We start from the raw sequence: 22,780 nt of genomic DNA, 5'->3' as shown, positions 1-22,780 counted from the left end.
TTGCTGAACTCATTATCAAAACTATTCCAGCCGTTATATATTTAAACAATCCCAAATCATACTATAGGGCTAATGCTCCCTAGCATTTTCAAAATTTAGTTTTAAAGACGCAAGTTTGAAGGCAGCATGACCACCTCAAGTTTTATCAGGGTGCCTGTAATAGCAAACTGATGTCTAGCTAACTGAAAGCTATGGGGTTTCTCTTGTGATTACAATTTCACTCCGTCCAGTTGCACGTTATTGGGGCACTATTAGTTTTGCCTCAACCCTCTACCTTTGTCCAATATTAGATTTACTGTTGGCAGAAATCCCAGCTAAATTACAAGCAGAACTGCGGCTAGGACTTCAAGAAGCCTTAGTAAACGCAGCTAAACATGGTAATAATCTCGATCCAAGTAAAACTGTTGTAGTCCGTTTTTCCTTAATAGACAATCAATATTGGTGGGTAATATCAGACCAGGGTAGCGGCTTTACCCCTTCATCTACTAGTGAAGAAGAACCAACAGACTATCTACCACCAGATGAGTCAGAAAATGGCCGTGGTTTATGTCTTCTCCATCAAATTTTTGATCAGGTGGAGTGGAACCGCAAAGGCACAGAATTAAGGCTTTGTAAACAAATGGAAACTCGCCGGGGATTATCTCTGCGGCGATAAGAGGGGAGTGGGGAAAGTTATTAGTTGATTGATTTTATTCCCTACTCCCTACTCCCTACTTACCGTGAGTTGGACAAGGAGGCGCAGAAATAGAGCGATCTAACCAACCAATTGCCTGTTCTAATCTAGCTTGAGCTTCTTGTGGCTGATTCTTTAAAAGATACACAATAGCTGCTGCCACTTGTTCATTAGCGCGAGAATTGCGGTTAGACTTGAGGCGATGCCAATCGTTAGGGGAAATGCTCAGTCTTTCCATAAGGGCTTGAGCAAGTTCTAGAGTACTAAGTTCATTCAGTTGACTGGTTTTCGGCAGCTGGGTAGATTGGGACATAACTATTGGCACATTTGCATTTACTTCTACTTTACTACTTGTAAATGAAGCCGCCAAAACAATCACAGCCGTCAGCAGAAAATCCCGAACCAGATTTTGAACAAGAACTAGAGGAAGTAGAGCGATCGCTTCTATCCTTAAAAGAACGTTACGATCAAGTGCAACGCGATCGCCAACAACAGGCACAATGGCAACAGCGCCGGGATCAACTAAAGCACAATAAATCTCAGACACCAGAAATCAAAGCAGAGTTACGGCACATTCAACAGCAGTTGGAAAGGCTAGAACTAAACTTAGAAAGCCAGTTATTTTCTTGGCGTAGCCTCAAAAAACCTTTCTGGCAAGTCGTCCGCTTTGGTGGAATGGGCGTTATCATAGGCTGGATATTAAAGTCTTATGCTGGATAAATCCAATTTTGGATTTTAGATTTTGGATTTTGGATTGGGTTAAAGAGTTAAGATTCTTTAATATATGTACTTTTTACGTTGACGAAATACAAGTTGTAAAATATGGCAAATCGACGGATTGCAGAAATATTGCGAAGTGGTCAACCTGATGAGTCCCTCCAAGTTCAAGGCTGGGTGCGGACGAAGCGTGAATCCAAAGGGTTTGCTTTTATTGAAGTCAATGACGGCTCATCACTAGCTAATTTGCAAGTCGTCATCAATCAGGATTTGCCCGATTACGAAGGTATATTGAAAAAACTGAATACAGGTGCTGCTGTTGAGGCTACAGGGGTACTGGTGGCTTCTCTGGGTAAAGGACAGCGAATTGAGTTGAAAGCCGAGACAGTGAAAGTTTACGGTGAAGCTGATCCCGATACATATCCCCTGCAAAAGAAACGCCATTCCTTTGAATTTCTGCGAACCATTGGACATTTGCGATCGCGTACTAATTCCTTTGGTGCAGTTTTCCGTGTCAGAAATGCTTGTTCAGCAGCAATTCACCAATTTTTCCAAGAAAGAGGCTTTTTATGGGTACACACACCCATCATCACCGCTAGCGACTGCGAAGGCGCGGGTGAACTATTTAGCGTTACCAGTTTAGATTTAAAGAATATTCCCCGCACAGAAAACCAAGCAGTAGATTACAGCCAAGACTTTTTTGCTAAACCCACATATTTAACAGTTAGCGGCCAGTTGGAAGCGGAAGTAATGGCAATGGCGTTTAGTAACGTCTACACCTTTGGCCCTACCTTCCGTGCAGAAAATTCCAACACCTCGCGCCACCTAGCAGAATTTTGGATGGTTGAGCCAGAAATGGCTTTTTGTGACTTAGAAGGCGATATGGATTTAGCTGAGGCATTTCTCAAACATATTTTTAAATATGTATTGGAAACTTGCCCAGAAGATATGGAATTTTTCAATGAACGCATTGATAAATCTGTGTTGGCGACAGCCGAAAATATTATTAACAATCAGTTTGAACGGTTAACTTATACAGAAGCGATCGCACTTTTAGAAAAAGCTGATGTTAAATTTGAATATCCTGTGAGTTGGGGTTTAGATTTACAATCAGAACACGAACGCTACCTAGCTGAACAATTATTTAAAAAGCCTGCGATCGTTACAGATTATCCAGCGCAAATCAAAGCATTTTATATGCGCTTGAATGACGATGAAAAAACTGTCCGCGCAATGGATATTCTCGCACCCAAAATTGGCGAAATTGTCGGCGGTTCTCAGCGTGAAGAACGTTTAGAAGTATTAGAACGCCGCGTGTTAGCGCAAGGATTAAAACCAGAAGACTTGTGGTGGTATCTTGATTTGCGTCGTTACGGTACTGTTCCACACGCAGGTTTCGGGTTGGGTTTCGAACGACTCGTGCAATTTATGACTGGTATGGGAAATATTCGTGATGTGATTCCGTTTCCGCGTACACCCCAAAGTGCTGATTTTTAGTTTGATAAATTGAAAACCAGGCGATTATAAATTGCGTCACACAAAATAAACCAAGTCCGTCTGTGCAGACTCATAAAAACTTTAAAACCCGCATTCGCGGGTTTTACTTGTATAGCCACGTATTTTCTAAAGCTATTAAAATTAAGAATTTTGAATCTCCTGTTGTAAAACTTGAATTTGCTCAATAGATAATTCAGTAACTTGAGCAATTTGCTCTAAGCTCATTCCAATTCGCAACAAATTTAAAGCCAACTTTCTTGTTGTTTCCGCTTTCCCTTCTGCTTTCCCTTCTGCTTTCCCTTTGGCTTCGCCTTCTTCTAGGATTTGTTGATAAATGACTGATTCGCGCATAATCTCACTCCTTAAAATCTTGCTAATTACATTTTTATCTAACACCAGACCTGCTAAAATGCCACTTGCAGCAGCTATATTTCTTTGTAGCTGGCGATCGCTAATTGCTTCAACTGCTTTGGCTACTTGGGTTAATACCATTGTAGGATCGTTTGTCTGACTTAGCACGGCAAAGGGTAATAGACCTGGAATACTCATAAACCTGTCTGTTGGTTGTTCCCACAGGCGTATTACCTCAAACTGATGGTAAGTGTTGTTTAATCTAAAACTGTTTTCACTGACTAATTCTGAACTGGTTTTTCTCAAATAGATTACTATTTGACGCATTTCTTTGTTAGGAAAGCGGCGATAAACCCTAACTCGATAATCTAACATCCGAAAGGGCATATCTTCATCAGGGTCTGTTTGAAATTCGGTATGCAGAACTAAATCATCAGATTGCAATAAAATTAATGAATCGGCGCGAATTGGTTCGCTTGATAATTCAGTAGGGCTAAGTTCTGTTAATTTAATCGGTGAACCTAGTAACCATGTTGCTAAATCATCTTTGAAGTTTTCGGCAATGAATTTACAGATATTGTCATACATGGCAGCCTGAAAGTGACTGTATTAGGTATTGTTGATAAAAATTAAGTTTGTTGCTGTTGGGTTTCCTTTTGTCAACCCAACCTACTGTTACTGAATTTTAGTTTACATTTGACAGATCAAAGAATCCTGATTTCGAGATTAGTTTTGAAATACGGGCTTCCGAAGCATATTCACTATGGAGAAACATAGCGAGGATGGTGATGAAATTTCCAGAAGGAAGTATGATGGCCAAAAAGGTCATCACTTGACCAATTTCATCCCTGCTGCTTTAGGATCAAAATCAGGGGGGAAAATAGTAGGACATGGATGTTTTGTAAAATTAGATTTACAAGTCTCAGGGCTAGTACTCTGATCTGTATATTGCGCTTCTTCTAAGTTTGCACCCTGTAGATTAACTGCTATCAGCTTTGCTCCTTGTAGATTGGCTTTCGACAGGACTGCCCCTTGTAGATTAGCAAAACCCAGGACTGCCCCCTGGAGACTAGCAAAACTTAAGTTTGCCCTTTTTAGATTGGCTTTGAAAAGGATTGCCCCTTTTAGATTTGTTTCTATTAGGAATGTCCCCTGTAGATTGGCATATTGTAGGTTCGCCTCCTGTAGATTAGCATTGTTTAACTCTGCCTCTGAAAGTTGAATACCACCCTTCTTCTCAAAATCTTCAAGATATTTATGAGAAGGAACCAAGTAAGCCGTTGGTACTTCTAAGCCAGATAAATTTTCCCTCTGCCAACGCAACCAAAACCAAGGAATTCTTCTTGGTTCACTGCTGAGAAACTCTAATGCCCGTACTCTTCCACCACTACCAGCCTGTCCACTTGCTGCACTAATAACTTGCCATGCTTGATAAACTTGTAAATCACGGCGTTGTTGTTCACCAGCAATAAATGTAATCGCACCAATCAGCACTGAAGCGTTTACTGCTTGACTTAAAGCTTTAAAGGATATGGCATTTTTTATTGAATTTGTAGTAGAGACTTTTAATTTTCTATATCGCTTGTCTATTTTCCATAAGGGGATAGACCACCAGTGTTTATTTACAAATTCTATTGCTTTAGACCAATCATCTTCAGGATTACCGCTTTCTCCTTTGCGTTCACGAGTTGCCCATATTTCATAAGCTTTAGCCTGAATTAATTCTACTGGAATAGATTGTCGCGGAATAAGTTGCGACAATCGTTGTAGTTTCTTTAGCATTTTGTTTTATAACACAATCACATAAACAGCTTGTTTTAAACATAAACACTACCTAATTACTAAGTAATTCTTGTCTATGCCGCTCCTGTTCTTGCTGCTCAACTCCTTGGCTTACTTCCAAATATTTTTTTACGGCTGAACTAGATTCACTTAAGGTTCTATTAATACAGTTCCCTAAAACTTTGACAAAGTAACATATATAGCAGTTATCAGTTCAGTATTAAATCTCATACACAATAAATTAGGGTTACAACAATTGTTGTAACCCTACAGATTCGCTATATTCAATTTGCTCGAAGCCCTTATAGAATAACAATTAACCTCATAACTACTGAATTATGAGCAATTCTTCACATTTACTACATCTAGTTTAATGGTTTGCAAAGGTAAATACTTTCTTACTTGCCTACGTGGGATAAGTGACGCTAGTGTTAAAAGAATTGTGCATAGTAAAACCCCCATCCCAGAAGTCGAGTAGGAAGCTAGAATGGCAATTCCAAATAAACAAGTAAAATCTAATACTGATATTTTAGATAATAGACGCACCCAAACTCGCATCCAAGTTCGCATTCCTAAAGACTTGTATGAGGAACCAGTCATTTCACGACTGGTTTCTCACTATGGGGTCATAGTCATTATTGCTGATGCTCAGGTAAGCGCAAACGTGCCACAATATAGCTGCTTCGATCTGGAACTGCGAGGTACTGTTTCTCAGATTGAAAGCGCCCTAACTTACCTAGATGAACTAGATTTAGAAGTTTTGCACCAATCCAGCCCTGAAGAAGATGGTTGGTAATCAATTTTAAATTTCGGATTTTGGATTTTAGATTATCAATCCAAAACCCAAAATCTAAAATCTAAAATCGGTTATGCCATTTGATTTTCAATAGCCCACCGCGCTAGTTCAGTGCGGTTATGGAGATTGGTTTTGCCCAACATGTTGGACACATGGCTTTCAACCGTGCGCTGACTAACATTTAGTTCTTCAGCAATTTCCCGGTTAGCTAAACCCCTAGCGACAAACTGGACTACTTTCAGTTCGGTTGGGGTTAATTGCACATCGAAGGGAACCTGGATGCGGGAACCGTTTTCGCCTCCTTTAGCTTGGTGTTCTTTCCAACGGATAGTTTGTTTCAGCGAGGATTCAACTTGCGCTACGAGTTCTTCTGGTTCAAAAGGTTTGACCATATAAACATCAGCACCTTTATTCAGACCCTTAACTCGGTCTGCACTTTGTCCCTTAGCTGAAAGGAAAAGAACCGGAATCCAACTGGTGCGTTCGTTTTGCCGGACTTGTTCTACAAAAGTATATCCGTCCATTTCCGGCATCATCACGTCGCAGATAATCATGTCTGGAACATCTTGCTCTAAAATTTCCAGAGCTTCACGTCCATTTTCGGCGGTGATGACTTCGTATCCCCGGAATTCTAAGTAATCCTTCACCAGCAAGATGAGGTTAGGGTCATCATCAATCAATAGAAGTCGTTTGTGATCTTTCATGCTGGGCTCTTTCATAGCAGTGGCACTTGTCGCGCTTCGGTCCATCAAAGTCTTGAATATTTATCCTCTATCGTGGGTTATTTCGAGATGTTGTCCTTTTTCCTACTTAACTTGCCTTTGCTGTCTCGAAACCTCAAAAATGCCGAGCACTTTCAAGAGACTAGTAGCTCGATAGCAAAAGTCCAGCAAGGATACGTATAGCAGTAGTATCTATAATGCGCTATTATATATCGCATTGAAAGTGGCAGGCGAAAAAACACTGATTAAATAATAATCCTTCTGACTTACAAGTAAGTATTGGCTTAAAGATGACCCTACCTCAAAACCAACCCGCACTTTCTTAAAGCTTACTGCTGTACCATATCCTTCGGTTATTAAGCCTCTATGAGGTGTTCACAAGAAACTAGGGAAGTTTCTGGCAAAGGATGGGTTAAAAATGCATATTCTTCTACCACCTTATTGCCTGATTACACCTTATTGCTTATTAAGAGTTCTTGGATGATCCGCTCAATAACTTCCAGGCTTGCTTGGCGATATCAGACACCATCAGTGTAAACCACCATTATGAGTCTAGAACAACAAACGCGCAAGCAGTTGGCTTTTAGTTCTATGGACGCAAATGGGATGACTCTGTTGCGGCTCATCAAATTTTAACTCTTTAAGTCGCTTTTTAAGTATTCCCAGGATTCCAGACTAGCTCGTTTTGAGCAGCAGCTAGCAATTGTCTGGTCAGCGCCAATTCCTAACTCTCCGCTCCCTACTCTCTTCGTAACTTACGGAACAAAACCCGAAAGGTATAAATAATTAAGCATTTATACTTAAGTATATCTTTGAGCCTTTAGTTCGGGAACCCGTACTCAAAGAATTCTTGCCATTGGACGCTAATTTTCGGTAGATTAGCACTCAGGAGTTGAGAGTGCTAATCTCTAAAGGAAAGAAATAATATGGCAGCTTTATCTCTAAGCGTTTCTACAGTTAAACCTTTAGGCGATCGCGTTTTCGTAAAAGTGAACGCCTCTGAGGAAAAGACCGCAGGTGGTCTGTATTTGCCCGATACCGCTAAGGAAAAGCCCCAAGTAGGGGAAGTAGTGGCACTTGGCCCTGGCAAGCGTAATGACGACGGAAACCGTCAAGAATTGGAAATCAAAGTCGGCGATAAGGTGCTGTACTCGAAGTACGCCGGCACTGACATCAAACTCGGCACCGAAGAATATGTACTGCTTTCTGAAAAAGATATTTTAGCAGTCGTTATCTAGTGGGGAGTGGGGAATGGGGAATAGGAAAGAGTTTTCCCGATGCCCAATGCCCAATACCCAATGCCTAATTCAACAAAAATATTGACTTACTCCCGGAATTTAGACACCTATGGCAAAGCGCATTATCTACAACGAAAACGCCCGTCGCGCCTTGGAACGAGGCATTGACATCCTGGCTGAGGCTGTAGCTGTTACCCTTGGCCCCAAAGGTCGTAACGTAGTCCTAGAAAAGAAATTTGGCGCACCACAAATTGTTAATGATGGTGTAACGATCGCCAAAGAAATCGAATTAGAAGACCACATTGAAAACACTGGTGTAGCTCTGATTCGTCAAGCTGCTTCTAAGACCAATGATGCTGCGGGCGATGGTACAACCACTGCTACCGTTTTAGCTCATGCGATCGTCAAAGAAGGCTTGCGGAACGTTGCAGCTGGTGCTAACGCAATTTCCCTGAAGCGTGGTATTGACAAAGCTACTGCCTTTTTGGTAGACAAAATCAAAGAACACGCCCGTCCAGTGGAAGATTCCAAAGCCATTGCCCAAGTTGGTGCGATCTCGGCTGGTAATGACGAAGAAGTTGGTCAGATGATTGCCCAAGCAATGGACAAGGTGGGCAAGGAAGGCGTAATTTCCCTAGAAGAAGGGAAATCTATGTTCACCGAGTTGGAAATCACTGAAGGGATGCGCTTTGATAAAGGCTACATCTCTCCTTATTTTGCTACCGACCCTGAGCGGATGGAAGCGGTTTTTGATGAGCCTTTCATACTGCTGACGGATAAGAAAATCGCTTTGGTACAAGACCTTGTACCAGTGTTAGAGCAAGTAGCTCGTGCTGGTCGTCCTTTGGTGATTATCGCCGAAGATATTGAAAAAGAAGCTTTGGCAACTTTGGTTGTAAACCGTTTGCGCGGTGTACTCAACGTAGCTGCTGTTAAGGCTCCTGGCTTTGGCGATCGCCGCAAAGCACTACTAGAAGACATCGCTGTTTTAACTGGTGGTCAACTAATCACCGAAGATGCTGGTCTGAAGCTAGATAACACCAAGCTGGATAGCCTGGGTAAAGCTCGCCGAATCACCATCACCAAGGACAGCACCACAATTGTTGCCGAAGGTAACGAGGCTGCTGTTAAGGCTCGTGTAGAACAGATTCGTCGTCAAATCGATGAAACCGAATCTTCTTACGACAAAGAGAAATTACAAGAGCGTCTTGCTAAACTCTCTGGTGGTGTCGCTGTAGTGAAAGTGGGTGCAGCGACCGAAACCGAAATGAAAGACAAGAAGTTGCGCCTAGAAGACGCTATCAACGCCACCAAAGCTGCTGTGGAAGAAGGCATTGTTCCTGGCGGTGGTACAACTCTGGCTCACCTTGCTCCTGAATTGGAAGTTTGGGCAAAGAGCAATCTTAAAGATGAAGAGTTGATTGGTGCTTTGATTGTCGTTCGCGCCTTACCTGCCCCTCTGAAGCGGATTGCTGAAAACGCCGGTCAGAATGGTGCTGTGATCGCTGAACGCGTGAAAGAGAAAGACTTCAACGTTGGCTACAACGCTGCGACAAACGAATTCGTCGATTTGTTAGCTGCTGGTATTGTTGATCCTGCGAAAGTGACTCGTTCTGCTCTGCAAAACGCTGCTTCCATCGCTGGTATGGTGTTGACAACCGAATGTATTATAGTTGACAAGCCTGAGCCTAAAGATAGTGCTCCTGCTGGCGCTGGTGCTGGTGGCGGCGACTTCGATTACTAATACTTTGTAGTTCCATAACTTGTAAAACAGCTGCTTCCGAATGAATGGAGGCGGCTGTTTTTTTGTGTCAGTAATAAAATGGCTTTTACTGAAGAAGAATATCGGGATAACACGACGATTCACCAATATCAGGTTGTTCGTTTTTGGGAGCAAGATTCAACACTATTTTTAGCTAATCCGGCGCTGTTACCTTTAGCAAGTTTGACACGAACTGACTCGCCACAAACTTTACTGGCACAAGTGGCTGAACAAGTCGCTACAATTCCAGATAGGGAGGAGCGACAAAATATTGCGGGTTGTGTAGAAATTCTGGCGGGTTTGCGGTTCGGCAATTTTTACGGGAAGATATTATGAAAGAGTCTGTAATTTATCAAGATATCGTTCAAAAAGAAGCGTTTAAATTGATCTGACTTTTCACGGGATGTGGAAAGTCAGAATTGTTATTCTGGTAATCGCATTTATTATTTTAAGTTTGATTGAAAATGCTGTACGTCGAAGAAATTTTTTGTCTGGGGAATAAGAAGTATCAAATACTCATTGGTGAGAGTGGGATTAGGTACTGGGCAAGCCTAGCCTATGAACAAATTATCACAAGAAAAAAGAAAGGCAAACCCAGGCAATTATTAAAGTGGTCATATATTGTAGAACTGAAGCAGGGTTCTGAGCTATTTGATACTCTTGTCCCACCAGAGGGAGGCCCTTGAGCACCGTTGATAACCTATTTAAAAGAAATTGCTCAACAACATTCAGAAGACAATCTTCCAAGTTAAAAGAAGTAATTCATCAACTTGAATAAGACTACTACATTTCAATACTACTTTTTCCCCGACTCTCGCAACTCCATCACATAAAACTGCCGACTTCAACCGACTGACAAAACGAAGTGCGATCGCTTAGGCTATTGGGCATAGAGATAAAAATTTAAGTATAAAATATGCTTAACACCCTCAGCCCAATCACAGAAGACTTAGCAGGCCAAAGCTATCCCAGTCCTCATTACTTGCAAACACAGCGCCGCATTCGCTCACTCATAGACAAATATATTGCAGTCGAAAAACTACATTATCGTCTGCAAGATTTACCGATACAGTTTGCCAATCCCCAACCGCGTCCCTGGAAACTCATCGACTGGCAGACGATTAACCGCAATCAAATTATCGGCTTAGATGCAGAGGTATTTTTATCTATATTGATAGGTGCGATGGATACAGAAGCCCCCATTCGCGGCTATACCCAAACAAGTCGGCAGTATTTGGAAAAATTGCATCCTCAGATGGCTCGGTTTGTTGGTGGAACTGTCGGTAAAGATGGCGAATTGCTGGAACTTGGTTTGTGGGAAAAGGAAGAACGTCAGCACACACCAGCATTAATCAAAATCTACACCCAATTAACAGGCGAGAAAATTACCCCAAAACTTCGGACTGTTAGAGGCTATCTCCCCACAGATGACGCTCACGAAGACTTATATCGCCACGGCTTACACCGCATTGCCACAGAATATGGTGCTACCTGTCTTTATATTTGGTTGATGGCTCACACCACTGGCGCACTTCAGGATGTTCTAGAGGAATTAGCACAGGATGAAATCAACCATATGACCAAATTCTGGGGGTTTGGAGTCTGGACTTTCCCTGATACTGGGTTGATGCGAATTGGACGCACGCTAATCAAAACGCGATCGCAAAACTATCAGCGTAACAACCTGATCCGTACCCTCCGCCGGATGATGGCTACCCTCAACTGGAATGCTTGGTCATTAACCAACAAAACAACTCTCCTCTTCACCTTCACTTACACAATGCATCGTTTGTGGAGTTGGAACAACACCCTAACACCAGAGTATTTGCAAGATTTATTTGAAACTACTCATTAACGCGATGTCCAACTTATTCTTAGAATCCCTCTCCAAACCTCTCCCCGAAACGGATACTGTTGGCGAATTAATAGAGGGCAAAACCAGTCATCACAAAATTTCATCAGGCTTTGTTGAGCTACCAAAGACGCGATCGCCGTTTTGGTCAAGTTAAAGATTCAGTGTCAGCTTAGTGTATTAAACACCAGACATCGCCTAAAAATCAAACCAGATTTTTGCCATGAGCGATAAAGTAAAAGCACCCACATTACCACAATGGTATATGAGCGCTAATAAATGAAACATTATTGAGGATAATCTATCTGCTATGACAGACCGAAGTAACTATAAGAATAGCAGCCACTGGGTAAATAAACTGCAAGGGTAGTTACAAATGTTTTGTTAAAAATATTACTTACCGTCAATAGACCTCTTGCAAAAGTGCTTTTTGCAAGAGGGGGAAAAGGGTAAAGGTTAAAGGGGAAGGGGACAATACAGAACTTTTTCCCCTTCCCCCTTGCCCTTTTCCCGACTTATGCAAGAAGTCTAATGTGATACTTGATTTAGGCAAAATCCAATCGATTGCGAAATCCTATTCTCCTCAAGAACTCTTTGCTGCCTTGGTTTGGCAGCGTCGGTTCAACGAGTTTGATGGCGAAGAAGTGATAACTGACCTTTCCAACCACAGAAATTTATGGGCAAGCTTTCTATTCACAAAACCAATCTTTGCACCAGATGAAAACGGTTTAAGCTTTGGTGGTATGGTCGATACCCTCCTGGCAATGGCAAACTATCGCCCCATGCCTGAAACCAGCATCATCCATTTCATTGCTGATACGTTGTACATCCTTACAGAGAACCAAGACATAAAAGTGTCTGAGCTTTTAGATTTGGGCAAAAAGTGGCGAGCTGATTCGGTAGAAGTAAGTGATGGCACAAATGAGGATTACAGTTTGCAGCTTAAGCGCCGACTGAGAACTAGATTGGAAGGGGGGCTATGGGGTGAAGATGTTCACCAGGATTGTGATGCGGTCATTGTTACCTATTGGTGGGATTAAATTCTTGAAAGTTATTTCCACCGTTTTCCTTCTGATCTTACTAGCACCCAAATCGATCAGCGATCGCGGTCTCTTGATTTTTTTTTGAACAAATTATCTTTTGCTAGGTATTGAGCCGAAATCATCAGATCAATACCTGTATTCTTTATTACAAAATAAGACTTATGTAATTATTGTTTTGTCAATATAGGACTCCGGTTTTATATTTGAACAGAGAAAATTTAGAAAGCTTATGAATTAGGCATCCTACGAAAAGTACTGTTCACAAACCATTCATTATTTACTATAGCAACTATAGAAACTATCAATATAATTTATTGTTAATTCTTTCCAAAAATAGTATTTACTATAATTTAATACTTGCGATATAAGCTGATGTTCTGGTAAGTCAATTCAGAAAAAATCCTGATATCAAAAAGTTAAAGTTAACAAGACTCTCTTGCTAAATTTACTTTAGATTTACTTATCAATCAATTTTAAAATCGCAATTAATTTTTCCACTATTTTATCGGTGTTGGGAGTTATGATCGCAAAATATCTACTAGCTTGTGCTAGTGGGATGGGATTTTTATGTTTAATTGCCGGGTTATCACCTGTGCAAGCCCTTCCTAGTTTAGAAATTGCAGATAAAAACGTAGCTGTTAATCAAGATGACGGCAGCTATCAAAAAAATGATTCTCATCAAAGCGATTTAGCAAATAATATCTCCAGTAAGTTGCTGATAGCTAATGAAACTCAAAAAAATTTACCCTCAATCAATCAACAGCAAAAAAATCAAGATTTAGAAGTAGATTCTGCTGTTAACTTTTGGCAGCCAATCACACCACAGTCTGCAAGTTCATCTCCATCCTCATACAAACTTGCACAAGTAACATCCGTATCCCAATTATCTGATGTACAGCCTACTGATTGGGCTTTTCAGGCACTCCAATCTTTAGTCGAGCGCTATGGTTGTATCGCAGGTTATCCCAATCAAACCTATCGCGGTAATCGGGCGATGACTCGCTATGAATTTGCTGCTGGTTTAAATGCTTGTTTAGAGCGAATCAACGAACTGATTGCGACTGCAACTGGTGATTTGGTCAAGAAAGAAGATTTAGCTACGTTGCAGAAACTACAAGAACAATTTGCGGCGGAATTGGCAACATTGCGAGGTCGAGTCGATGCTGTAGAAGCTCGCACAGCAGAACTAGAAGCAAATCAGTTTTCTACGACTACTAAACTTAATGGTGAGGTAATTATTGCTGGTGTTGGTGCTAGCGGTGGCGCTCCTAATAACAGCGACTCGAACATCATCCTAGTCAATAGAGTGCGATTAAATCTCACCACTAGCTTTACTGGTAAAGATTCATTAATTACTGGATTGCAAGCCTATAACTTTTTGGGTGGAGCCACTGGAGAGGGTAGCTTACAACAAAGTTTAGGATTAGCTTCGCCGCTTTTAAGTTCTAGTAGCGCTCGTACCAGTTTTGAGCCGCAATTTCCGGGGTTAAATGTCAATACTTTGTCGAGTGTTGGCGCAAACAGCGTTCAGCTTTACAAATTGCTGTATATCTTTCCCGTCGCTAATAAATTAACCTTGTTTGCGGGAACTGCGGCGGAAACATCAGATGCTTTCCCAGCAATTACGCCTTTTTATGGTGAAGGACAAGAGTCAATATCTCGTTTTGCCGGCTTGAATCCTGTGCTACGGGTTTCTGGTGGAACTTCGGGTACTGGTTTAGCATCGGCGGCAGGATTTATTTTTAACATTTCGCCAAATTTGGATTTAAGAGCTTTATACGGCAGCGTAAATGCCAATTTACCCGAAAAATCTGCTAATGAGGCAGTACCAGGAGTTTCTACTACACCTTTGGGAGCAGGTTTATTTAGTGGTAGTAGTATTATTGCCACACAGTTAACCTTCAAGCCAAGTCCCGCTCTGGATATTGGTTTAAACTATGCCCACAGTTATCACGAAATCAATATTTTGGCTACAGGATTAGTTAGTAGTGATATCGGTGCTTTAGCAGGGGTTGCAACTGGAACACCGCTCACACTCAACTCTGTTGGTGGTACGGTAACATGGCGATTATCTCCCAAGATAGCCTTATCTGGCTACGGTGCAGCAATATTTGTTGATTCTGCTTCAAATAGCTTGGATGCTTCCACCACTTTTACAAGTTGGATGGCGGGAGTTCACTTCAGAGATTTATTCAAGTCAGGAAACACTGCTGGGATTCTTTTTGGTCAGCCGCTTTTCCGTAGTGATACTGGTGGTTCTGCTCAACTTACGCCCACAGGCGACAATCGGGCGACTCCTTACCATTTGGAAGCCTATTACCGCCTTCAAGTTAGCGATAATATCAGCATTACCCCTGGTGCATTTGTTCTCTTTAACCCAGAAGGTAACAGCAACAATGATACTACGACTGTAGGTGTACTTCGGACTACTTTTACATTTTAAGAGATTGGGAGTATGGTCAAAATCCCCCAATAAATTGGGGGATTTTGGGATTGGGTAACAAAGTTCACAGTCATAACAATATTGCCCTGTCTCACTAGTATCGTGACAAAAAAATCTTTACTCGATGCTGAACCCCACTAAGGTTTGTAGAATCTAAACCCACTAACCGAGATATAGATGGAAAGTGTCCTTTAGGTGCGTCTAAAGTGAAAGTATATTCTTCATATTTAACCCATTCATGATTGGCAAGACTTGGTAGCCATCCAACTTTATAAGCAAAACGCTTACAATCTTTTTTGGCTTGCCAAATACGTGGTTGGACGTTTTTCAAGGTTATATTTAACTTTTTATCAAACATAATTCAGGAGTCAGGAGTCATAATTCAGAATGAATTCTGTATGACTGGCGGATGAATGACCGGGTTTAAGACCCCCACCAAATCTACGATTTGGTGGTTTTCAATATTAGCAAACAGATATCCTCCCAAAAATAACACTCCTGAAAAGGAGTGTCGAGAATAAATGATGACTAATAAAACTAATAAATAAGTATAAATTCGGTGGACGATTATCGAATAATATTATGTTTGACAAAAATATAGTTGCTTTGCCCAAGATATGCTGTTTAAAACTGGTGTGACGCGTACACTACATTAAAAATAAAATGCAACACCGAATAGGCTATCGTAAACATCGCCTCATATATAACTTAATTATTTCTTTCGCCTGATTTACCAGTTTGATTTGAAAGTTGGTGCTTTTGGATAACCCTCTCAATCTGGCAAGTCACCGCATCTATTCTATGTTTAACTTTATCAAAATCAATATTCACCCAAATATAGGCTTTATCAGATTTTTGCTGCTTATAATTCATATATTGCTTTACTTGTCAAGATATTTTGTTATATCTATACAATATAGCCGTCTCAATTTCTAAACTACTTTCTCTAGACGTATAAGTACATATGCTTAATATTTACTTAAGATTTTACATGTTGATTCGTAGGGCTACAGCTAGCTATAGCCCCCACTAAAAAAGACGCGATATTCCGCGCCTCTGGCACCTAAAACCCAAATTTTAAGTGTTAGCTTAAACTTTTGTTTGTAGATATTGCACTAACTGTGGTGCTTGCATCACTCCCTCTATTCGATCTACAGGCTGACCCTGCTTAAATAGTACTAAGGTTGGTAGAGCGGCAATTTTATACTGAGTAGCCAAATCTGTGTATTTTTCAGTGTCAATTTTGACAATCCGTAGGCGATCCTTAAGTTGGGCATTAACTTGCTCTAAAATTGGCACCATCATTTGGCATGGGCCACACCAGTCAGCGTAAAAATCTACTAATACAGGTACATCAGAAGCAGATAGCATCTCTTCAAAGCTGTTAAATTGCTTTTTAGTTGCCATGTGACACACACCGATTTTCAATTGTTTGTTTCAATAGTAATTCTTAGAAAATAAAAGCGGTATAGGTTTATGGGTTTTTGTTGGAAAAGGATTAAATTAGTCAATATAGAATGATTCGCCAGCAAAAAATCTTAAATAATTATAATAAAATTCGTATATTATTCTTGTTTGTGCATTTAGATGAAATATGTATTTAAACTTATCCTGACCAAACACATCACTATAGCGGTTCTCAGTTGAGTAGGTACAAAACCCCACCTCCAACCTCTTAAGAGAAAGCTGCTTACTTGCTCTGATGTAACTCATTTGATTAGGAAAAGCTATAACTATACAGGCAGTCCCAAAAGCGATACCTACGACGCTTGTAGCTGCAACACTTTCTAGTGTATATAATCGGGCGATGTCTACAATAGTCTATTGGGCATCACAGCTATAAATTAAATCAACAATATATTGCTTCAAGTTATTCATCTATTAAGAGAGAAATAACTATAGATATTTAATTATCCAGACAATATTCAGATGTTCCCGAAATCACCATAAGATAATTAGCGCGGTATTTCTAACATTGAGGAACATTAAATGACATTATTACAAGATAAAGTCGCAATTGTTACAGGTGCATCACGAGGAATTGGTCGAGCGATCGCAATTGAATTAGCTACACAGGGAGCGATCGCAGTTGTCAATTATGCCAGTTCCAGTGCAGCTGCTGAGGCAGTTGTTACAGAAATTATAAGTAAGGGAGGTCAAGCGATCGCTATCCAAGCAGACGTTTCTAAAAGCGATCAAGTAGACGCACTAGTTAAGTCCGTCATGGAAAAGTTCAGCCGTGTGGATATCTTAGTCAACAACGCAGGTATTACCCGCGACAATCTGCTTTTGCGTTTGAAGACAGAAGATTGGCAAGCTGTGATAGACCTGAATTTAACTGGTGTTTTCTTATGTACACGCGCCGTCAGTAAAATCATGCTCAAGCAGCGATCGGGGCGAATTATCAACATTACCTCCGTTGCAGGGCTAATGGGCAACCCAGGACAATCAAACTACAGCGCCGCCAAAGCAGGTGTAATCGGCTTCACCAAAAGCGTTGCTAAAGAACTAGCTACTCGCGGCATCACCCTTAACGCCGTCGCCCCCGGATTCATCACTACCGATATGACCAGCGATCTCAACAACCCTGAAGATATTCTCAAATACATTCCCCTCGGTCGTTTCGGTCAACCTGAAGAAATCGCTGGAATGGTGCGCTTCCTCGCCGCCGATCCCGCCGCCGCTTACGTTACCGGACAAGTTTTTAATGTCGATGGCGGTATGGTAATGGCCTAAATAGTGCTGAGTTAGGAGTTAGTAATTTTCGTAGGGTGTGTTACGCCGAAGGCTAACGCACCCTATAAACAATTTATATTTCTTCATATACATTAAATGCTTGCATGATATGGCGGAATGATAAGAAAAACTAAGCCTATACCTACCTAAGCCCTTTATATATTGCTTTATTTAATTAATAGCATACTGATGTAATATGTTTACAACTAAATTAGATTAGACAAGTAGCTAGTCAATTGATTGATTTTAGTTACACACATATAAGTCAACAAAAAATAAAATAAAAAAATGGAAACACTCAACAACAAACAAAAAACAAACCAAGAAAACAAATCAAAAAAAATGTACCCTGAACTTATGGATGTGCAATTGGAAGTAGTCAGTGGGGGATTTGAGAATACAAGTAAAAACTCTGGAACTGCACCCTTGCGGAACTTAATTAAATTTTAAGCACAACACAAAAACGTCAACTAAAACTTGTACAACTTGTAAATTTGTACATTAATCCCGTAATCACGCAGCAACCATAGCCCGGTTAGCCCGCACAAATTTCTGGGTCACTCTTGTAAAATCCGGTTTATCCGGTTTTTGTTTCAATACCTGGCACAATTGATTGATTTTAGTTACACACATAGAAACAAAAAATAAAAAGGCATAAAAAAAATGGAAACACTCAACAACAAACAAAAAACAAACCAACAAAACAAATCAAAAAAAATGTACCCTGAACTTCAGGATGTGCAATTGGAAGTAGTCAGTGGTGGTCTGGAATTGTCTAAGGGTAATGGTGGTAAGTCGTGTGGTGGTTTGTGTTAAATTTTAGCACAACACATAATTAAATTTTTGTACAACACAAAAACGTCAACTAAAACTTGTACAAAAAACTTCTACATTAATCCCGTAATCACGCAGCAACCATAGCCCGGTTAGCGCACACAAATTTATGGGCTACTCTTGTCAAATCCGGTTTTTGTTCCGATACCTGGCACTGCCAAATATCCAGTTGACCAGGTGAATACTTGTCCCGATAGTTTTTTACCAGCCAGTAACTTGCTACCCCATGTAGAGGTTCTGGCTGTTTTTATCTTAGGTTTATATCGCTGACAGAAACCACGGTATTTTTTTGCACATTCATCCAAACTTTTCCCCAAGCTTAAAAAAGCAGGATGCCATTGTGACAAACCATCATCAGTCAATCTGTCATAGCTACCGTAATTAGAGAAATCGTAGAAAAAACCCTGTTTTATGCTTGCGGCTTTCGGATTAGCATGGATATAACGGAGAGTATTTAACGCTCTGTTTATATCAGATGGTGGAAAACCTTGAGACCAATATCGCTTTTCCCAAAAATGACCTGTCCGATTCAGCATTCGGTTAAAGCACATTGCACTGTACCAATTCAGAAAATGCATGATTTTAGGTAAATGCTCTGGTTGTGCTGGCTCTATCAAATAATGAACATGATTAGACATGATACATACCGCATATAGTTTAAACCCATATTTGTCTATAGCCTTTTTAATGACATAAAGAAATATTTCACGACATTCTTGCTGCGCTAGGTTAAATTCCCGATTGTTACAACGGGTTGTAATGTGGTATGAGAATCCAACTTGGAGATTACGGGGAAGTCTTGGCATACAACTGGATTGCATAGGTGCAGAATATTCAGTTAAGAGGATGTTTTAAAAGTGGCACGCTGTGATTTTAGGCAGTGATTGATCCCCCCTAACCCCCCTTAAAAAAGAGGAAACTGAAATCAAAGTCCCCCAATTTATCGGGGGATTTAGGAGGATCTACAAGTCTTTGATACATCACAAAAAACTTTTAAAATATTCTCTAATAAAAACTAGATAAAAAAATTTTTACTTTAAATATAGCTATGCATAATCTTACAATTTTAGAGCAAGACACGGCTGTTAACTATGAAGAATTAACTTATCCCTACTACCGCCGATTGCTGCAAGAATTAACACCAGAAAAATCTGTCGTTGCGATAGGAGTAGAATTAGAATCAGAACCAATTGGATTAATTTTAGCAACCTATTGGAATTCCTCAGATGATTCAACAATCTACGCTAAAATTCTCTCACTGTTCGTCGTACCATCTTATCGTTGTCAAGGGTTAGGCAAAGCCTTACTTGGACGAATGGAAACAGAACTTCAAAGCCGTGGTTGTTCCGAAGTTTCCTTAAGTTATCTAGAAAGCCCCAATTCACCGACTCTAGAAAAAATTCTCAACCAGTCTAACTGGACTGCACCAAACGCTACTGCTTTGATTTGCTATGCAACCAGAGTCAAGCTAAAACAGGCGAGTCAGCCTCACTTGATTGAATATTTAGAGAAACTGGAAAAGAAGTTACCGCCTAGCTATACTATCTTTTTTTGGCGCGATTTAACTGCCCAAGAGCGCGAGGCTATAGAAAGCCAAAAGCAAATAGATACTCTAGTTAGACGATTTAACCCGTTTACAGAAGAAAGTAAGATTGAACCGCTTAATAGTTTAGGGCTGCGATATCAAGACAGAATAATCGGTTGGATGATTACCCATCGCACAGCACCCGACACAATTCGCTACACTCAACTTTTTGTTGAACCAGATTTTCAGCCATTGAGCCGTAGTATTCTGATGTTAGTAAAATCTATTCTTATTCATGTGGAAAAAGCTCCAGAGGCAACCAAAGCCACCTGGCGAACTGAAATTAATAACCTGCCAATGGTAAATTTCATATATCGCCGACTCGCTCCTTATTTAGATGAAATCCGCAAATCTTTTCTCACTACCAAATCTTTGAAAGCATAACAAGTAAGAGCTATGAAATATCAGTGGGTGAGGCAGCAAAGCGGAGAAGATTGTGCTGCTGCTAGTTTGGCGATAGTTACCAAACATTACGGGCGTAATCTCAGCATTAACCGCATCCGGGAACTAGTCGGCACAGGAGAAGGCGGTACGACAATGCTAGGTTTAAAGCGGGGCGCTCAGGAGTTGGGCTTCAAAACTAAAACAATTCAAGCTGCACCAGAAATTCTTGACGAATTGAATGAATTTACCCTGCCAGCCATCATTTATTGGAAGGGCTACCACTTCATAGTTCTGTACGGACAAAAAGGCAATAAGTACGTAGTTTCAGATCCAGCATTAGGTATTCGCTATCTCAGCCGCCAAGAAATAACTAAAGGTTGGGAGGGTTGGATAATGATGTTACTAGAACCAAACCCCGATCTATTTTTTTCTCAGGCAGACGATAACAATGCAGCCAGCCCAATTGATAGTTTTGTGCAGCGAATTTGGTTGTATCGGGGGGTTATCGCTAAACTGTTGCCGATTAACTTTGTAGTCGGCTTATTAGCCTTGGCTACACCGTTGCTGTTGCAATTTCTCACCGACCAAATTTTAGCTAAATCCGACAGTCAAAAACTAACACTTGTAGCTATTGGTGTGGTTCTTTTATCACTATTTAGCAGCACTTTAAGCTGGTTTCAGTCCAATTTAGTTGCCTATTTTGCCGAACGTTTGCAAACTGGTTTAAAAATAGATTTTGTTCAACAAATTCTCCACCTACCCCTTTCTTATCACGAAGCCCGCAGAAGTGGAACTGCTATCCGCAGATTATCAGATATTCAAAGAATAAATTTTTTAGTATCGCAGCTAATTATAGAACTACCAATTAAAGGATTTACTGGTATAGTTGCTGTTGGCTTTATCTTTGTTTATAGCTGGAAGCTGGCATTAATTATCATTGCTATTGGTGCGGTAATGACTTTATCTACAATTGCCTTTCAACCTGCTATCGAACAAACCACCTACTATTCATTTTCCGTAGCTGGAGAAAACTCAGGGGTTTTATCGGAAGCTTTCACGGGTGCGCTAACCCTGAAAAGTACAGCCGCAGCCCCTCAACTGTGGCAAGAAATCAAAGAACGTTTAGAGCATGAAGCTAACTCAAATTTTCGTGCAGCTAAAATTCGGATAGCTAATAATCTGTTTTCAGATACAATGTCTGCTTTGGGGACTGTAGCTTTATTGTGGTATGGTAGCACTCTCGTCTTTCAGAGCGAGTTAACAATCGGGCAGCTAATTGCTATCTATGGTTTAAAAGAAAGTTTTTTACAGTTGGTTAGCACATTAGTTAGATTTGTAGCTGACTTTACCCAAGTCAAAGCAATTACCCAATTATTAGCAGAACTATTCGGTTACACCCCAGAAAATCTCGGTGACGAGCAAAAACCGATTTTGAGAATCTCCGAAAAGGCTAATATTAGTTGTAACGATCTAAATTTTCAATATCCTGGTAGGGTGAGGTTATTAGAAAACTTATTTGTTACTATTCCCGGTGGAATGGTTGTGGCTTTAATTGGTAGATCGGGCTGCGGTAAGAGTACGTTAGCTAAATTACTGCCTGGATTCTACCCACTACAATCGGGAAATATCTGCATTGGTGAGACAAGGCTTCAAGACTTACCTCTGGATTGTCTGCGCCAACAGATAGCATTAGTACCTCAAGATGCATTTTTCTTTAGGCGATCAATTATTGCTAACTTCCGGTTAAGTGCGCCCAACGCGACTTTTGATGAGATTGTTACTGCTTGTAAAATAACAGGAGCAGATGAATTTGTTAGCCAATTTCCGCAAAAGTATGATACTATACTGGGCGCAGTGGCGGCAAATGTTTCTGGAGGACAGAAGCAGCGATTAGCGATCGCCAGGGCAATCATCAATAATCCACCAATTTTAATTTTAGATGAATCTACAGCTAATCTAGATCCTTTAACTGAAGCCGAAGTTTTAGATGGTCTTTTAGCTAATCGTCGGGGTAAAACAACCATTTTAATTAGCCACCGCCCAAAAGTTATCAATCGAGCCGATTGGATAGTGCTATTGGAAACAGGTAAATTACAGTTTACTGGTTCTATAGAAGAGTTTCGCTCGTTAGATGGAAAACATTTGGAATTTATTAATCCTTAAAGCCCAAACCAAATGGAAAATTATGCCACTGTGCACTTTCACAAAGGCTCAAAATTTTTCCCAGTTGGTGATTTTGTGGTTATGACCAGGCGACTGATTCTGCCTTATCTGTTTACATCACCCAACAGCCCGTGGTAGACATCCCTTTTATCCAGAGAATAAACCATAGTAGGGCTAGCATTTCAATGCCCACCCTACAAGC

The 22,780-nt window shown here is 40.6% G+C and carries 23 protein-coding genes and 1 pseudogene; 16 read left to right on the top strand and 8 right to left on the bottom strand.

What is annotated here, in order from left to right; all coding sequences use genetic code 11:
* The first annotated feature begins 205 nt into the window (after positions 1-205).
* Complete coding sequence (locus tag VB740_RS01565; RefSeq protein ID WP_323198335.1) at positions 206-655, top strand: anti-sigma regulatory factor; 450 nt, start codon at positions 206-208, stop codon at positions 653-655.
* A 55-nt stretch (positions 656-710) separates the two neighbouring features.
* Here the strand turns inward: VB740_RS01565 and VB740_RS01560 are convergent, their stop codons facing one another.
* Positions 711-986 (bottom strand): DUF6439 family protein, encoded by a 276-nt coding sequence (locus VB740_RS01560; RefSeq protein WP_041565907.1) that lies wholly within the window; start codon positions 984-986, stop codon positions 711-713.
* Between the two features lie 44 nt (positions 987-1,030).
* Between VB740_RS01560 and VB740_RS01555 the strand changes: the two genes are divergently transcribed.
* Together VB740_RS01555 and asnS are read left to right on the top strand one after the other, a co-directional pair.
* On the top strand, positions 1,031-1,393 hold the full coding sequence (locus VB740_RS01555) for a hypothetical protein (protein WP_100898358.1): 363 nt from the start codon (positions 1,031-1,033) through the stop codon (positions 1,391-1,393).
* A gap of 102 nt (positions 1,394-1,495) precedes the next feature.
* A complete protein-coding gene (asnS, locus tag VB740_RS01550) occupies positions 1,496-2,887 on the top strand; it encodes an asparagine--tRNA ligase (RefSeq protein ID WP_323198334.1) in 1,392 nt (463 codons plus the stop codon).
* Between the two features lie 141 nt (positions 2,888-3,028).
* On the opposite strand, the gene VB740_RS01545 is transcribed toward asnS, so the two are convergent.
* Positions 3,029-3,826 (bottom strand): Rpn family recombination-promoting nuclease/putative transposase, encoded by a 798-nt coding sequence (locus VB740_RS01545; RefSeq protein WP_323198333.1) that lies wholly within the window; start codon positions 3,824-3,826, stop codon positions 3,029-3,031.
* A 240-nt stretch (positions 3,827-4,066) separates the two neighbouring features.
* On the bottom strand, positions 4,067-5,020 hold the full coding sequence (locus VB740_RS01540) for a pentapeptide repeat-containing protein (protein WP_323198332.1): 954 nt from the start codon (positions 5,018-5,020) through the stop codon (positions 4,067-4,069).
* Positions 5,021-5,507: 487 nt separating this feature from the next.
* Between VB740_RS01540 and VB740_RS01535 the strand changes: the two genes are divergently transcribed.
* Positions 5,508-5,816 carry an NIL domain-containing protein gene (locus tag VB740_RS01535; RefSeq protein ID WP_190912514.1) on the top strand — a complete coding sequence of 103 codons (309 nt, stop codon included), beginning with the start codon at positions 5,508-5,510 and terminating at the stop codon, positions 5,814-5,816.
* Positions 5,817-5,887: 71 nt separating this feature from the next.
* Here VB740_RS01535 and VB740_RS01530 read toward each other — a convergent pair whose 3' ends face one another.
* On the bottom strand, positions 5,888-6,565 hold the full coding sequence (locus VB740_RS01530) for a response regulator transcription factor (protein ID WP_012407592.1): 678 nt from the start codon (positions 6,563-6,565) through the stop codon (positions 5,888-5,890).
* An 899-nt stretch (positions 6,566-7,464) separates the two neighbouring features.
* On the opposite strand from VB740_RS01530, the gene groES reads away from it, so the two are divergent.
* The 7 genes and pseudogenes from groES (at position 7,465) to VB740_RS01495 (ending at position 14,876) form a co-directional block, all read left to right on the top strand.
* Positions 7,465-7,776, top strand: coding sequence for a co-chaperone GroES (gene groES / locus VB740_RS01525; RefSeq protein WP_100898362.1), 312 nt, complete (start codon positions 7,465-7,467; stop codon positions 7,774-7,776).
* 109 nt (positions 7,777-7,885) lie between these two features.
* The gene (groL, locus tag VB740_RS01520) at positions 7,886-9,520 is read left to right on the top strand and encodes a chaperonin GroEL (protein WP_190892556.1); all 1,635 of its coding nucleotides are present in this window, start codon (positions 7,886-7,888) and stop codon (positions 9,518-9,520) included.
* Positions 9,521-9,592: 72 nt separating this feature from the next.
* A pseudogene (locus tag VB740_RS01515) lies at positions 9,593-9,927 on the top strand (hypothetical protein); the annotation flags it as partial.
* A gap of 527 nt (positions 9,928-10,454) precedes the next feature.
* Entirely contained in the window at positions 10,455-11,393 is a 939-nt protein-coding gene (locus tag VB740_RS01510; RefSeq protein ID WP_323198331.1) for a ferritin-like domain-containing protein, read from the top strand.
* 4 nt (positions 11,394-11,397) lie between these two features.
* Complete coding sequence (locus VB740_RS01505; RefSeq protein ID WP_323198330.1) at positions 11,398-11,547, top strand: hypothetical protein; 150 nt, start codon at positions 11,398-11,400, stop codon at positions 11,545-11,547.
* A gap of 376 nt (positions 11,548-11,923) precedes the next feature.
* Positions 11,924-12,430 (top strand): hypothetical protein, encoded by a 507-nt coding sequence (locus VB740_RS01500; RefSeq protein WP_323198329.1) that lies wholly within the window; start codon positions 11,924-11,926, stop codon positions 12,428-12,430.
* Between the two features lie 523 nt (positions 12,431-12,953).
* Complete coding sequence (locus VB740_RS01495; RefSeq protein ID WP_416288984.1) at positions 12,954-14,876, top strand: iron uptake porin; 1,923 nt, start codon at positions 12,954-12,956, stop codon at positions 14,874-14,876.
* A gap of 94 nt (positions 14,877-14,970) precedes the next feature.
* Here the strand turns inward: VB740_RS01495 and VB740_RS01490 are convergent, their stop codons facing one another.
* From VB740_RS01490 to trxA, 3 genes are all read right to left on the bottom strand, one after another.
* Positions 14,971-15,207 carry a GUN4 domain-containing protein gene (locus VB740_RS01490; protein ID WP_323198328.1) on the bottom strand — a complete coding sequence of 79 codons (237 nt, stop codon included), beginning with the start codon at positions 15,205-15,207 and terminating at the stop codon, positions 14,971-14,973.
* Between the two features lie 377 nt (positions 15,208-15,584).
* Positions 15,585-15,749, bottom strand: a complete 165-nt coding sequence (locus VB740_RS01485) for a hypothetical protein (RefSeq protein ID WP_323198327.1) — start codon at positions 15,747-15,749, stop codon at positions 15,585-15,587.
* A gap of 216 nt (positions 15,750-15,965) precedes the next feature.
* On the bottom strand, positions 15,966-16,283 hold the full coding sequence (gene trxA, locus VB740_RS01480; RefSeq protein WP_109007859.1) for a thioredoxin: 318 nt from the start codon (positions 16,281-16,283) through the stop codon (positions 15,966-15,968).
* 582 nt (positions 16,284-16,865) lie between these two features.
* On the opposite strand from trxA, the gene fabG reads away from it, so the two are divergent.
* The 3 genes from fabG to VB740_RS01465 all read left to right on the top strand — a co-directional run bounded on the left by fabG (position 16,866) and on the right by VB740_RS01465 (position 18,428).
* The gene (gene fabG, locus VB740_RS01475; RefSeq protein ID WP_323198326.1) at positions 16,866-17,612 is read left to right on the top strand and encodes a 3-oxoacyl-[acyl-carrier-protein] reductase; all 747 of its coding nucleotides are present in this window, start codon (positions 16,866-16,868) and stop codon (positions 17,610-17,612) included.
* 288 nt (positions 17,613-17,900) lie between these two features.
* A complete protein-coding gene (locus VB740_RS01470) occupies positions 17,901-18,062 on the top strand; it encodes a hypothetical protein (protein ID WP_323198325.1) in 162 nt (53 codons plus the stop codon).
* A 213-nt stretch (positions 18,063-18,275) separates the two neighbouring features.
* Positions 18,276-18,428: a hypothetical protein gene (locus VB740_RS01465; protein WP_323198324.1), complete on the top strand. Its 153-nt coding sequence runs from the start codon at positions 18,276-18,278 to the stop codon at positions 18,426-18,428.
* A gap of 125 nt (positions 18,429-18,553) precedes the next feature.
* Here VB740_RS01465 and VB740_RS01460 read toward each other — a convergent pair whose 3' ends face one another.
* The gene (locus VB740_RS01460; protein ID WP_323198323.1) at positions 18,554-19,252 is read right to left on the bottom strand and encodes a transposase; all 699 of its coding nucleotides are present in this window, start codon (positions 19,250-19,252) and stop codon (positions 18,554-18,556) included.
* 242 nt (positions 19,253-19,494) lie between these two features.
* Between VB740_RS01460 and VB740_RS01455 the strand changes: the two genes are divergently transcribed.
* The gene (locus VB740_RS01455; RefSeq protein WP_323198322.1) at positions 19,495-20,415 is read left to right on the top strand and encodes a GNAT family N-acetyltransferase; all 921 of its coding nucleotides are present in this window, start codon (positions 19,495-19,497) and stop codon (positions 20,413-20,415) included.
* Between the two features lie 12 nt (positions 20,416-20,427).
* Complete coding sequence (locus tag VB740_RS01450) at positions 20,428-22,578, top strand: peptidase domain-containing ABC transporter (RefSeq protein WP_323198321.1); 2,151 nt, start codon at positions 20,428-20,430, stop codon at positions 22,576-22,578.
* The last annotated feature ends 202 nt before the right edge of the window (positions 22,579-22,780 follow it).

Source organism: Nostoc sp. UHCC 0251 (assembly GCF_034932245.1).
Lineage (GTDB): Bacteria > Cyanobacteriota > Cyanobacteriia > Cyanobacteriales > Nostocaceae > Nostoc.
Note: the sequence above shows the minus strand (reverse complement) of the source record. Positions and strands in the feature narration are given on the sequence as shown.

Coding starts and splice junctions, on each gene's coding strand:
- VB740_RS01560 (WP_041565907.1), bottom strand. CDS start 986: ATGTCCCAATCTACCCAGCTGCCGAAAACCAGTCAACTGAATGAACTT.
- VB740_RS01555 (WP_100898358.1), top strand. CDS start 1,031: ATGAAGCCGCCAAAACAATCACAGCCGTCAGCAGAAAATCCCGAACCA.
- asnS (WP_323198334.1), top strand. CDS start 1,496: ATGGCAAATCGACGGATTGCAGAAATATTGCGAAGTGGTCAACCTGAT.
- VB740_RS01545 (WP_323198333.1), bottom strand. CDS start 3,826: ATGTATGACAATATCTGTAAATTCATTGCCGAAAACTTCAAAGATGAT.
- VB740_RS01540 (WP_323198332.1), bottom strand. CDS start 5,020: ATGCTAAAGAAACTACAACGATTGTCGCAACTTATTCCGCGACAATCT.
- VB740_RS01535 (WP_190912514.1), top strand. CDS start 5,508: ATGGCAATTCCAAATAAACAAGTAAAATCTAATACTGATATTTTAGAT.
- VB740_RS01530 (WP_012407592.1), bottom strand. CDS start 6,565: ATGGACCGAAGCGCGACAAGTGCCACTGCTATGAAAGAGCCCAGCATG.
- groES (WP_100898362.1), top strand. CDS start 7,465: ATGGCAGCTTTATCTCTAAGCGTTTCTACAGTTAAACCTTTAGGCGAT.
- groL (WP_190892556.1), top strand. CDS start 7,886: ATGGCAAAGCGCATTATCTACAACGAAAACGCCCGTCGCGCCTTGGAA.
- VB740_RS01510 (WP_323198331.1), top strand. CDS start 10,455: ATGCTTAACACCCTCAGCCCAATCACAGAAGACTTAGCAGGCCAAAGC.
- VB740_RS01505 (WP_323198330.1), top strand. CDS start 11,398: ATGTCCAACTTATTCTTAGAATCCCTCTCCAAACCTCTCCCCGAAACG.
- VB740_RS01495 (WP_416288984.1), top strand. CDS start 12,954: ATGATCGCAAAATATCTACTAGCTTGTGCTAGTGGGATGGGATTTTTA.
- VB740_RS01485 (WP_323198327.1), bottom strand. CDS start 15,749: ATGAATTATAAGCAGCAAAAATCTGATAAAGCCTATATTTGGGTGAAT.
- trxA (WP_109007859.1), bottom strand. CDS start 16,283: ATGGCAACTAAAAAGCAATTTAACAGCTTTGAAGAGATGCTATCTGCT.
- fabG (WP_323198326.1), top strand. CDS start 16,866: ATGACATTATTACAAGATAAAGTCGCAATTGTTACAGGTGCATCACGA.
- VB740_RS01470 (WP_323198325.1), top strand. CDS start 17,901: ATGGAAACACTCAACAACAAACAAAAAACAAACCAAGAAAACAAATCA.
- VB740_RS01465 (WP_323198324.1), top strand. CDS start 18,276: ATGGAAACACTCAACAACAAACAAAAAACAAACCAACAAAACAAATCA.
- VB740_RS01460 (WP_323198323.1), bottom strand. CDS start 19,252: ATGCCAAGACTTCCCCGTAATCTCCAAGTTGGATTCTCATACCACATT.
- VB740_RS01455 (WP_323198322.1), top strand. CDS start 19,495: ATGCATAATCTTACAATTTTAGAGCAAGACACGGCTGTTAACTATGAA.
- VB740_RS01450 (WP_323198321.1), top strand. CDS start 20,428: ATGAAATATCAGTGGGTGAGGCAGCAAAGCGGAGAAGATTGTGCTGCT.